The organism is Nocardia vermiculata NBRC 100427 (assembly GCF_001613265.1).
GTDB classification, from domain to species: Bacteria; Actinomycetota; Actinomycetes; order Mycobacteriales; family Mycobacteriaceae; genus Nocardia; species Nocardia vermiculata.
In genome coordinates, this window is sequence record NZ_BDCA01000011.1 from 48,542 (window position 1) to 62,767 (window position 14,226).

A 14,226-nucleotide genomic window follows, 5' to 3' on the forward strand; every position below is an offset into this window, starting at 1 on the left:
GTTCGGGCTGGTGATCGAAACGACCGGGGCCCCCGGCGTCCGTGTCGTCAAAACCGCGATGCAGGAACCCCGGACCGGCACCGAATGGTACGAGAACACGGTCTTCGAAGCAGTGGTCGACCCCGCGCCGACGCCATGGAGCACTGCGCAGACCACACCGGATCCGGCCGTCCAGCCTGTAGGAGCGACCGATACCGGCACCCCGACACCGACCCCCGCGAAAGCCCCGGGGGCATCGCGCCCACGCCCGGGCTGGATACCGAAACGGCCCGAATCGGACCCGTTCGACCGTGGCGCCCGCGGAGCCCGCGACGACCTGCATGTGGTCCCGCCCCGGCGAGGTCAGCGATTCGATCCCGGGATGGTGCACGCCATCGGCCCGGTCGGCCCGGACGCACACGCGGTCGGAGGGCGCCCCGCACATCCTGCGACACCACAGGATTCCGACGCCACGCTGCTTCGGGCCCAGCAGCAGGGCGATGCGGCGGCGTTCGAGGAGCTCCGCACGCGATACGGGCGCGAGGTTCTCGCACGAATTCGTACACAACTGGGAATTCCCGAGGGGGCCGTTCCGCCCGAGATGCAGCCCTTGACCCAGGTCGCCCAGGGCCTGACCCGGCTGGTGTTCGAGATCGCGGAGCGGCACCGCTGGCAGACCGGGGACACCGCACCGCTCGAATGGGTGCATGGAATCGCTCGCAACATGGTGGCCGGGTGGTTCGGAATGCACCGCACCTCGCGCCGCTACATCAGCGAGAGCCTCGCTGCTCTCCAGCGCGGCGATAATGTCAGCGTCGCACAACGCGGGGCGCTCGACAGACTGGTTCAGGCCGGGCAACTAGATCTGGCCCCGCTGCTCACTCCCGTCGATGCCGCCGAAATCTCGGAGCTTGTCGAGCGATTCCGGAACCTGCCTGCTACCGCGACCGCAGGTCCGGCACATCAGGCGAATGTCGCAGCGTTGGCCGGTGCGAACCAGGCCACCTTCAGTCGTCTGCTGCACAAGCAGTCCGTACCGAATCCCACCGCCGCGCAGCGGCGACTGCTCGTCGCGGCCAAGCTGCTCGGTTTCCACTTGCCGGCCCCTCTGCGGAATGCTGCAGACCAACTGCTACCGGACGGCTATGTCGACTCCGCCGTGCGGGCCGCTGCGGCGGACATCCGCCCGGAAACACCGTCACCCGGCCCTGTTGTTCGGCTCGATTCGGCGCCCGACACTGCCGGAGCGCTCGTCACGAACCGTGCGAAGCTGGCCGAACTGTTGTCCCTCGACACCGGTCGGGTGGTGCCGGGCGCGGCGCGAAACAGCCTGACGCAACTGAGAATGGCGGTCGCGGCGGCCACACCCGCGGCGGTGGCGGCGGTGAACGACGACGAGGTGCTCGGTTGGCTGGTCGCCGCGCTGGAGCTCAGCGCACGTATCGAAGAGGTGACCCGCGATTTCGCCGGTCGAGACCAGTCGCCGGAACAGGAACGGCCCGAGGTCGACGGCCTACAGGAATCGTTGCGACAACGGACATCGGAGTTGGCTCGACAGCTGGACCAGATGTTCGGCCTCGACGCCGACACCCCGCTCGTCGCCGCGAGCAGCACCGATCAGTCACATGAACTGCGGATACTCGCTCGGGCGACGGGATCGTCACGCTTGGCGAGGTTGGCCTACCTCGTCGACGACCGGCCGTTGCGCGCGGAGGTCGCAGAGATCGTCGAACGGTTCCGCAACCTCCCCGCCGCCGCAACAGAAGGGCCGGCGCAGCAGCGTGATGTCGCTGCACTGGCCGGTGCGAGCCAGCCATACTTCAACGAGATCCTGAACAGACGATCCCTGTCGAGACCCTCCGACGTGCAACGGCAACTCCTGGCAGCGGCACGACTGCTCGGCTTCGCCTTGCCGGAACATCTCCAACGTATCGCCGAGGAGCTCCTGCCGACCGGGCACGTCGAGGATGTGGTGGCATCCACGAACGGCAACGCGGATGATCCCGATGACACCACGCCCGTGGACACCGCCGAAGCGACCGAGTGGCTTCCCTCCACCAATGTTCCACGTACCGCCGTCTCACACATCCGGGCCCTGACCAAGCAAGGTATCGAACGGGTCCTCGCCGACCCGGCACGCGCGCGCGAAATCATCGAACAGGTCGGCCGCGAGTTCGCCGAAACCGATCTGCCGATCAAGGTCGGCGGCGACCGGAAACGCCTGTCGGAACTGTTCCCGCCAGAGGAAATCGCCTATCTCCGTTACTCACTGGAGCGATCGATCGCGTCGGGATGCCTGCAATACAGGCTGACGGAGGCAACGCTGCAGCAGGCAATGACGCGTCCCGAACTCGTGCATGCCGCCCTCAACACCGACTACACCACCACCGCCCCTCGGTACTTCGCATCGAACCTGACCGACGACTACATCATGGAAGCGGAAGACGGATTCCCACGAGGCGGCGGTAAGCACGCATTCATGCAGGCCGCTGCCGCTCAACTGACCGCCGCATCGGAGGCGATCGACGACCCGGTATGGCAGGAGCTCGCGGCGATCAAATCCGAACGCTCGGCTAGTCGCGCGCCGATCCTGGAATCCATTGCACCCGAACACCGGGCCACACTGGACCTTCCGGCGCATTCGGTAGGCGACTACTCGGTGCCGGGCGACAAGACAGTCCTCACTGCCATCACGAACATGGGCAGTGTCCAGATCGTGATGCGCGGATATCTGGAGAGCCTCGCCGAACACGCCGACACGATCGCCGGCTGGTCGTGGGCCGACATCCAGCACAGCGTGCTGAAATTCGCCAGCCGGTTCAGTGTCATGGCCGGAGTCACCTTCACCACGCTGGGCGAATTCACCGAGCCCCGAAAACCACCCCGATTCGAGATCGAGTTCGACACCGCGAACCGGACCGTCACCCGGGTAGCGATCACCGGCGCCGCCCATCAGGCCCGCAAAGCCGACCGTGGGGGCGTATGCCCCGGCTTCGTCACCGTCGACCCCCAGGGCGCCTCGCAAGAAACCGCACAGCAGCTACGCGACTCACTCCACAACGCCGGCATCGATTCTCACCGCAACACCTCCGGCTCGAACACCGCGATGATGATGGCGGGCTTCCTCCTCCCGCTACTGGGCCGCGACTTCCCACAACTGCAGCTCACCGGCCCGACCCTGCCTGAACACATGATCACCACACAAGGAGCCACCGAAACACCCACTGTCCAAAGCCCCGAACACAACAGCAGTACTGAAACCGGCACGCCGACAGCACTCCCGGAACAAGTACTCGAATGCCTGCCCTGGGCCGTCGAAATCCTCGAACAACACGGCCTACCCGTACACACCCCTACCGGACGACACGCCACCCACCTCGAACAAGCACTGTCCACCGGACTACAACGCCAACCACGCACCCCCGCCGCACAATCCGACGACCCCATGAAGACCGCCGTCGACACGCTCCACAACAACCCCGCCCTTCGCGCCGCGGTAATCGTCGTCGGCGAAGGCAACCGAGCACACGCCTACGTCATCACCCGTAGCACCAACCCACGGACCGGCCTCACCTCCACCCTCGTCCACGACCAACTCACCGGCGGCGCCCCCCGCTCCTACCTCGACTGGAAATCCACCTACAAGACCCCCGAACACACCTACGCCGCCTACTTCGAAACCACCACCGCCGGCACCCTCACCCCCCACACGACAATCGAATCATCCCAAGTCACAGCCACATTCGCGACCATCGACATCACCGGGCCCCCGCTAGACGGCGCCCAGGTGGTGCGCAAGGTGCTCGACAGTGCGTCGGTGCCGGCGCAATGGCACTCGATCGCGGAGCTTCCCGACGATGTGCTGCGCAACTCGGCCGCCGACCCGAATGTCGATCTCGCGCCTATACGTCGCAGGTGGCAAGCTCTCGAGGAGGAGTACCCGGCTTCCGGGTGGCGGACCGGCGGTGGGCTGTTGTTTCGAGGCGACACGCGGCCCAGCGCCGACGTGTGGGCGGAGGGGTTCGCCGCGCTGCCACAGCGACACGACGGTCGAGTCGTTTACACGACGGTCCGAGTGAACCGTGCGGGCGATTACGGCCGATCGGCCACGCTGAACAATAGGACCTCGGAGTGGACCGAAGTCCACCGCATCTACGTCATCGACGCGCCCGGCGGGTTCGGAGTGGTCGACGACGACGGCGTCGTATCTGTGCATTGGCCTGGAGGCTTGCGAAACGACCGCATCATGGGCTGTTTCGAGGTGCCGGCGGAAATCTGGCAACGCGATTTCACCGCCCTGGCCGGTGACATGCCGCAATACTGGCGCCCCAACCCGACGTTTCGGCCAAGTGATGCAGAGTCGACGGCAAGCGCGTCGCCGCCCGAGGGGACTGCCCCCTTGCCGGACGAGACAGGCGAAAGCCCCCTGGGCCGACTAACTCCCGACGAGCAGACCTTCAACGAGCTTCGGCCCGCATGCCTTGCCGAAGAGAACACGATGCACACGCTTTTCGGGCATGCGACGAGAATCGCGCGCTACGAAACCCCGAGCGGCGCCCGGATCTGGTACAGCGCGCAGGAGCACACGAAAATCCCGGATGCGGAACAGTATCCGCTGATCCGTGCCGCATTCGCGCTGTTCTCCGGCCGCCCGGCCGCGGGCGGCGGTGTCCTTCTCCACGAAGGCGGTCCGCTGGACGACAACGCCATTGCCGGAAAGACCCCCGATCAAGCTGTCGCGGCGGGAGACCACTGGCATTCGAAATGGCTTGCCGTGCAGTCCGGAATCCCTAGCCGAGCCCCCGACGTGAGCTGGACCGACTTCCCGGCAACCATCAATCCGGAGCAGGAGATCCCGCACCACCTGCGCGCATTCCTCAGCCAGGTGCGTCATGAACAGAACGCCTGGCTGGGTCGTGCCAAGGACACTCCGGAGGAGCCGGCGCTCTTGACGCAACTCCGGGACAACGAACAGTTCTCTGCGAAGTTGCGGACATGGGCCGTGAAACGCGAGCGTGCCCTGCGTGATACCGGAAACTGGCCACACACCGGCGGACCCCAGGGACTCACCCTCGAGGACCTGCTCCGCTGGTACGAACAGACCCTCGGCGTGCCGTTCGATCCCGCCGAGAAGGCCGTCGACATATTCGATCCCAACCGTATGGACGACCCGAATGCGGTACGTGACATCACCCGCTACGAGGTGAATTATCGCGAAACGCTCATCATGGACGAGATCGACCACTGGAACGAACGCGACACCGATATCTTCCTCGGATTCGGGTTCAGCCATTACACCCTGCAGAAGTACTTCCTCGATCAGAAATACGGCGAGCCGGTCATCTACCGGCACGGACAGTTGAGCGGCGACCTACTGACGGGCCGAACCGTCTCCGACGAACAGATCCGGCAGCGAGTCACCGAGATCGAACAGCATCTTGCTCAGCTCGACGACCCGATCGCGGAGAAACTCTGGCACGAGGAACTTCATGCACTGAAATACGAACTGGGCCAGCGCTTCACAGCAAGCGACGCGGCCGGGGGTGCGCACCTCACCGACGACGACATGGACCGGGGCGAGGCACAGACCGATCGGCAGAAATCGCAGCCGTTGCCCGCGGTGGACGAGACGAGCAGCGAGGGTGCCACCGACCGGCATCAGGCCTCGGCGGATTCAGGGGTCGCGGGGGCCGTGCCCAGTCATGCTGCCGCAGAACTGTTCGACACCTTCGGAATCGAAGTTCTCGGACTGGAAAAGCTGCCCGCCACCACCGCATTGGCAATTCGAAACGCGATCGTCGACCATTGCGACGAGGTCTTCCGACTCTACGAGCACGGCATCACCGTGGATTCGTCGATGGCCGACCGCAAAGCTGTGCTGGAACAACTGGGTCGCGGCATGAACTGCGGAACCGACCTGATCGCCGTGTCACCGATGCGGGAAAGGCTCTACGGCACCGCTATCCGAATCCCGGAAATGAACAATGCCGGCCTGGTTCTCATCAATCAGGAGATGTTCGCGAAGATCGCAGAAGCTCCGACGGGTGACGACGCCGAACATGCCTCACCGGTGGGGGATCTCGCGTACGAGATACTCAGACACGAGCTGACGCACAACTTCGAGACCGGCGCGGCACGAGTTGAGAACGATCTCGCCCGAGCGAGAGCCTTCGCCCACCTGCACAGTCACTTCGAGAATCTGAAGGAGCCGACCACCGCTGCTCGTGCGGGACACTTCGGCGGCTGGACAGAGCAAGATCGGCGGGAATTGGGCAACCCGCCGAGTCTGCCGGCAGATGCCCGGTTCGACGAGTGGCTGGAACAGCTGTCCGAATACAGCAGGGTGAAGAAGAAGAGGGCCGGACTCGACAGCACCCACGATGTATTCCGGCATTGGATGCAACAGCCGAAGACCAAGCCGGGGTTCGATGTGAACATCGCATCGCTCCGAGACCGGTATCCGAGTGGGAAATATTCTGTCGGTGAACTTTTCACGACATGGCGGCAGAACATCACAGCAGACCAATGGCGCGCCATCGTCGATGATCTGAGCGACAGCCGGCAGAGTTCACTCGCCTCGACCGGTGCGGTGCCGCCGGCCATCGGCGATGTTTCGGTTTTCAACCCGAACGAGGCGCTCGCCGACTCGGTGCTGGCCTTCGGGAGAAGTGCCCCCGCGGATTTCTCACATCCGGCGTACGCATTACAGGCATTGCTACGTGGCCTCAGCCCGGTCGAGATATGGCGCGATTCCGCCCGCCGCAACTACGTGGCGCAACGGCGGATGGCGGAGGCCGGGCCGGCTCCCACCCCCGTGGACCTGCCCGTCAGCATCGGGGTTCGCGGTGCCGCGGAGAACCTGCGCAAGTATTGGCGTGACCGCCGCCTGTCGGAAGACACTGTGGACATCTTCCGGAAGAAGGGCGGGAGAGACGGTTCGGCTTTGGTGTTGGACGAGCTGGCCCGCATGGTCGATCGCCAGTGGGGGTTGTTGTTCGGCATCGACCCCACTGCCGAGGAAACAGCCCGCAGCGACCATGAGCCGAGATTCGTCGAGCACGCTCACGTACCCACAGGTGGTCTGGCGCTGGAAATTCAGGCTATCCAAGACTTGGCTCGCCGGCGGATGGATGTCTTGTATCAAGTTCGCGATGCGCTGATAGGGCTGGGACAACAGGAACTACTCACTCGAGCCCAGTGGCCGCTCTCGGGTTCGCTTCCCGCCGACCAGAGCCGCCACGAAATACTGCGTGCGCATACGTCGGCGATGCTGGCTGCGGGCAGTGAAATCGACCCACGCTCCGCCTTGAAGTGGCAGGCGGTCGAGGCGGGTCTGAACGGCATCGAATGGGTCGACGAACGACTGCAGCAGAATCTGAGCCACGCCAGTGCACTGGCGGCCGATGTGGTTGCCGCAGCAGCGCAGCAGGCCGACGACAACGCCGGCCGCGCTATCGTTTTCGTCGGTAACGAGAACGGGCGCGCATTCGCAATGTCCACAGACGTGCGGAGAGTGCGCGTCGACTTGGCCGGACGGATCCTCGTCGAACAACCGCAGGCTGCCGAACCGTCGAGAGGCCGACCAGCGGTGGAGAGATCTGCCGCGCCGAGTGCACAGCAGACACCGGCCGCCGGAGTCATCAGTAACTGCGCTATCCACATCGCCCGCGTGCACAAAGCTCTCGGCGACGACCACGCGCCCCAACCCGTCGATACCGACCCGCGGTGGAACGCCGAAGGCAATTGGCGAATCACCGAAGAGACACTCGGCGCCCAGCTCCGCCCGATGAAGACCAGAGGTACCGATCCGATCGCCTTCGCAGTACGTCGGATCGAGGACCCCAGCAACAGCATCGACAGAGCTGCCGTCACGGTCGACGGGCACATCTATTACCTCGTCGACGTGGAAGGTGAAGTCCTCGTCTTCGACACCCTCATCCCTCTCACCGACAGGGAATCCGCCGCACCGACAGAGCAACGCGATCTACATGTTCGCAACTACCACGGTGACGAAAACGGCGAGCACGCATGGCAACCCGACTACACCGGTTACGAGAAGGCCTTTGCCGCCTACTTCACCACAACACCCGACGGCACCACCGTCCCGGCCGAAACACCCGTCCCGGCATGGAGACACCGCAAACACCCGGCCAAGCTGCTGGGACGCGACCGGGAGGATCCACAAGGCGCCCGCGCAGCCCATCGGCGCGAGGCAGCTGTCACGGGGTCGGCCGCCCGTGAACAAGGCACTAGCTCACAGGACCACAAGCAGTACTCCGACGAGGTCTACCGGCGTGCGTTGGCCGCGATCGCACAGGTGGTGGAGCAGGGCACGGTGAATCTCGACCGGCAGCAGCAACAACGGTGGGCCCGCGAACTAGCAGGTTTCAGCTATGTGGCCGTCGCTGAGGAGCCGGGCACCTCGGTACCCGCCGACGTCGAATCGCGTCTGAGGAAGCGTAGGCCGAAGACCGTCGGCGCCACGCTCACTGCCGAAAACCTTGTCACCATTCTCACCGGCGTCACTGCGGGAAGTAACCTCGAAGGCCTCGCCCGTCGACAGGGGTGGCGGCGCGCCGTCCAGAAAACGCTCCGAGCCGCGATACTCGCCGGAGAGCTCTCAGAAGGCGAACGACTGCCCCCAGTGGGGCAGCTTGCTCACCGATTGGGGGTTCACCCCAAAACGGTGGGCGACGCATACCGTCGAGTCTCCGCGGACGGCTACCTGCGTCCGGACGGCAACGGCCACTACACGGTGGCACCGAAGAACAGCCTGCCCACGCTCGCTGATCTCGACGACATCGAAGGCATCGACCGCGGCGTCTACACCCTCAGCTCTGAAGAACTTCTGGATAGGATCAACGGGACCGACGAAACGGGTGAGCTCTACGCGATCGCAGGCCACGCGGGCTGGATCGCGGGGCTGACCGACGCGCTACGGGTCGCAATGCACGACGGCAGGCTCGTCACGAATCAAACGCTGCCCTCGACGAGAGCCTTGGCCGGGCACCTGCCGGTCACACACGAAATAGTGGCGAGGGCATACGCCGCTCTGAAGAGTATGGGGTACCTGGTCGGCAGACGCGCCACCATCACCAGCGCGGAGCTGTGGCCGGAGCTCGCAATCGCCCGCCCGTATTTCGGTGAGAAAAGTCCTGGCACCCCGGCACGTCTACGAGATGAACGCCGAACCGCCGACTCTCCGGAACCAAGCAAACCCGAGCTGTCGGCTGCGAAGCAGTCATCCACGCCTCGGAAGCTCGAAAGCCCTTCCACAACAACGATCCTGACGCCGCAAGCCCTCCTTCTCGAGCTGACGGACGGCGCCACCACAGCTGCGTTGACCGACCGCGCACAGCAGCACGGCTGGTCCTCGACACTGTTCACCGCGCTCGAAAACGCGCTCCTGGCCGACAAGTTCGCTACAGGACAGGCGTTCCCGCCGGCGCACGCACTAGCCGAACACCTGCATGTGTCCACGGAAACTGTGCGTGGGGCCTACCGAAAATTGGTGGCGCAGCAGTATCTGGAGAGCGGCAGCGGCAAACCCACGACTGTCGCCGAGAGAACTCGATGGCTGCCGGCGCCCGAGTCACTTCGCACAATGCAAGCCATGGAGCCGGCGGACCTTCTGGCCGTGGTCACCGAAGTAACGCCGGACACCCTGCGCCGGCGTGGAATACGCGATGGATGGCAGGCCACCCTGTCGACCGTCATCTATCGCGCTGTGCAGGACGGCCGCTTGGTACCGGGGCTGAAAATCCCGCATGCCGAAGATCTGGCCAAGTATCTCGGGATATCGAGACCGACTGTGGCACTCGTGTATCGCGCGCTGGCCGACAACGGGATCCTCGCCACCCATCGCGGCAGGGGCACTACCGTGGTGGGGCCACGTAACCGAGGCGCTACCGGTTTCGAAGGAAGAACGAAGTCGCGCGGCGGCCGCGCGCCCGGTTCCGACACACCGAAGCGGACCGACCCCGACGTACTGGGCACGGAGGCCGATCGCCGTGCCAAGCAAGCGATCGCCGGACAGTTGTACGACCACTTCGGGATCGAGGTACTCGGTTTCGAAAAGTTGGCGCTCGATACGGTCCTCGGGATTCGAAACGGGATCATAGACAAGTTCGACGAAGTCCTCGAACTGTATAAATTCGGGATCACTATAGACTCGTCACTTACGGAAAGAAAGGAACTCATTGCTTCGTTGCCGACACGGCAGGACTTCGTTCCGCATATTATTTCCGCTGTCCCACTCGAGCCTGACGTATTCGGTTATTCAACCAATCTGGGCGTGGATGAGGACACCTGGATCGTACTCCTAAACAGCAACACGATCGACGGCAACTCCTCGTCCGGAACGCTGGATCCGATCGGTAATCTCGGTTATGCCACGATTCAGCACGAGATGGATCATCTTGCCGATCCCCTGGGGTTCAGCACCGACCGGGCTTCGGAGCTACAGTCGATCGAGGCACGGGCGTTCGGATATGCGCTGACCTACTTCGAACTCCTCAAGACTCCCTGGTCGCCGGAACACGAAGAATTCCTCGGCGCTCGGACCCAGCAAGATGAGAAAGATTTCGGCGAGTTCCCGTTGCTGGCGTCGGATATCAATTTTGAGGAATGGTTGAACCAACTTCCGGCATACGGGTTCGAGACCAAACAGCGAAGAGAATCCGATGACGAATTCGAACTGTTCGAGCACTGGCTAGCAAATAAAGACAAGCGAGGGTTTCACGTAGATCTGTCCGATCTGGAATCCAGATACCCCGCGGGCAAGTATCCCCTGAAGGAGTTCGTCGCCGAGTGGCGGAAGAATGTCGGCCGACAACAGCGGGAGACTATTTCGCATGACCTGGAGCTCTACAAGCGAGAGAACGTCGCCCCGAACGGCGAATCCGTGCCGGCCATGGGGGATCGTCACTCGTTTTCCCCATCCGAGTCACTGGCTGAGGCCGGTCTCGCCTTCGGACGAAACGCACCGGCAGATTTCACGCATCCCGCCTATGCGCTGCAGGCATTGCGGCGAGGGCTGACACCGGTCGAAGTCTGGCGCGACGCAGCCCGGCGCGATGAGGTGGCACGACGGCGCGCAACCGACCGCGAACCGATCCTCGAATCGTCCGGCCGCACCATCAGCATCGGGGCCGACGGGCCGGCTGTGCGCTTCCAGCGAGCGTGGCGTTCGCTACCGGCCGCCGAGCAGGAACGAGAGCGAGCCTCCAGGACGCACTGGCCTGCGGTCGAGAAGGCAGCGTTTCCGCTGGACGAAGTTGCACGTTCGGTCGATCGGCAGCGACGCCTGCTCATCGGCCTGGAACCGGATGCCGACGACGCAGTCGGGAACAGCGCAACGACGGTCGCCGAATCCGACATCGTCCCGACGGGTGAACTCGCACAACAGATCCAGACAATGCTCGACTTGGTCAGCGATATGGCGCCCAGATTGCGCTCGAGCCAGGGTGCTTCCCATCTCGCCGCTCAGGTATCCGCACTGGAACAGGCGCGCAGCCGGGCGGAGGACCTGGCAGTCCAGGCGCTCACCGAATCCGCCGCCGCTGTCGACACCGGCGGCGAGAGCGAGATCTTCGTACCGGAAGGCCGAGAAGCCGACACCATCGATGCTCTCGAGCGAACCGGCAGTTCGGCCACAGTCCGACGTGTGCGGGTCGACCTCACCGGCCGGATCTTGGTCGAACAATCGCCGGTAGCTGATGAGCAAGCGCTCCACTACCCGGTCGGTAACTCAGGTCCAGGCCGGGATACCCATCCCTCGTCCGAGGGCCACCGCCGCCCTGGTCCGAGGGCCCCCGGGGCCGATTCCACAACGGCCGCGGCAGGGCGCACTCGTCTCGACGAGAGTATTCGGCGCCACATCGCCGCCGATATCGACCGCGGGATCTCTCCGGTCAAGCTGAACTTCACCGCCGAGCAGAGACGTCTTCTCGTCGAAGAAATCGCGGCTCACACCATCGCCGTGGTAGAGCAGACCCTCACCGCTCAGGAACGAGAGAACGAGAATCTGGTTGCAGCAATAACCAGAGCCGGCGTTCACGAGCACCTTCGGTTCGCACGTTTCCGCCACGGTGTGTGGTCCGCCCTGCCCAGTGAGGTGCGCTCGGGACCGCACGGTCGGGAGCTGGCGACGCTCGACAGGTCTCGGTTCTCCGACCGAATCCAGCTACTCGCTCGGTCCGACCGCGAGCAAGCCCGCTGCCTCGTATTGCGACACCGTCGTGGACTGTCCTGGAAAGCGGTCGCTGGAGCCATGGGCATCACCGTCGACGCCGCCCAACAGCTGGCGCAACATGGCGTACTGGTGGTGGCCGGTGGTCCCACCGCTCAGACCACGAGCCCCACTGCCACAGAAGACAGTAACGAGCGCACGAATCGGCAGCGCGCATCCACCGACCCGCTCGCTCTGTTGAAGGTCACGGCGGCATTCCAGCAGGCACTCGCCGCTGCCGATAACGGCGATGCCGTGGCCCTCGATCTACTGGTCGCGACCATCGACCGACTGGATAATCCCAATCACCGGCATTTTCTGAAACTCCGCTTTCTGCAGCGCATGCCACTACCGCGGATCGCCGAGACGCTGGATCCTCCACGCAGTGTCGGCGCAACGAAACAACTAGGGTTCCGGGCGACACGGGTGCTGGCCCGACAACTCGACAACGCTGAGGCAACGCCGCGGCAGATGACACCCGCACGTCGTTCGGGCCTCCGCGCCCCCGAAGGGACACGGGAGATCCTCGGTCCGCTCGCGAGACGCTTCCGTTTCGGCAGGAACGGACACGTCACGTTCCTCGGCGGCAGCATGTTGCATGCGGAAATCAATGCATTCCTGCGGGATTTCACCGCACTACAGCGGCAATTCGAGATCTTGGGCGCCGAATCCTGGTACACCGCCACACTTCTGCGGATCCGGCAAACTCTGGCGAAAGCACCGCTCGCCCGGTACATCAACTCCTATGAGTCACCGGCAGTAACGGACCCCGCTGAAGTCGAGCGCCCACTCCCAGGTATCCGCGCGACAGTGGAAACCGACGGCACCCTGCGGTTCACAGTAAGCAGGACCGAACATACGCCGCCCGGTCGCCGGATGTTCGATGACATGTGGGCGGAGATCGGCCACAATGTGCGACGCATAGCCGGCCAGTGGGAACCGAAGGAGGGCCTTCGAGACAACCTCGACACCTTCGACAAGATGGTGCAACAAGGCTTTTCGGCACAGGAAGCCGCATCGAAGACCTGGACCGGGAAGGTCGCCCGCGAACTCGGCTTCGTCGACGTGACAGTGGAGGTCGACAACGACCACGGGTCCGTATGGGCCCTGTTCACTCCTACCGGAGCGCCGGTCACGACCCCCCGACAACTGCCTTACGAAGACCTCCATGCACTTCGATGGATACTCGCCCAGCATCTCGGCATCGATATCGACGGGGTGAACCACGAGGTCGTTCGAGCCGCGATGACCAGTAACGCAGCTGATACGTCATCGCCCAGCGCACAGCAATTCGTCGAGCTCGCCGGCCGATTCCTCGCACTGAGCCCCGCCGAACTCCGCCGCCGACCCGCCCGGGTAGCCGTAGCCCGATCAGCAAACGTGTCTCGCTCCACCGTGAATCGCGTTCTCGACCTTCGTTCACCGCTGCACGGTGAGGCAACGCAACGTGTGCTCGCCGCCGCGCATTGGCTCGGCTATCCGCTGCCTGCCGAGCTTGCCGGGGCATTCGACCCGCGATTCACCCGAGAGCGTTTCCGCCCACCGCGCTCCCTCGGCGGTGGTGAGTTCACCACGGGGTCCTTCGCCGAACCGCTTTCAGCCGAGCAGATCGATACGCTCCGCCGGCTTGCCGAGGGGAAGCGGAGTCTCGAAATCCAGCAGCTGCGACACCTCAGCCGCCGACAGGTCTCGACCCAAGTGGTTGAGCTCGCCACCATGCTCGGGGTGGCCGCCGAGCACTACCTCATGGTGATCGAAGGCGTTCGGAGGGGGTTGATCGAACCGCCGAACGGTCGCGTTTCCGACCTCACACGACAGTTGACCGAACGGCAGATAGAGGTGCTGCGACTCAGATCCCAGGGCAGGTCGCGGGCCGATGTAGCGAATGCACTGGGCCTCACACGCGGAGCAGTAGACACGGCACTGGTTCAAGTATTCAGTGTTCTCGCAGCAGAGACCGAGGCAGCCGCTATGGCGATGGTCATCGAGACTCTCGATGAGATGAACGCGGCACAGGG

At 64.1% G+C, this 14,226-nt stretch carries 1 protein-coding gene (running past both ends of the window); it reads left to right on the top strand.

The whole window is internal to an adenosine deaminase gene (gene add, locus NV2_RS14025) on the top strand: the coding sequence, 54,903 nt in all, runs 21,098 nt past the left edge and 19,579 nt past the right edge, and what appears here is coding positions 21,099–35,324, spanning codon 7,033 (partial) through codon 11,775 (partial); the first codon wholly inside the window starts at position 2. Both codon boundaries (start and stop) fall beyond the window edges.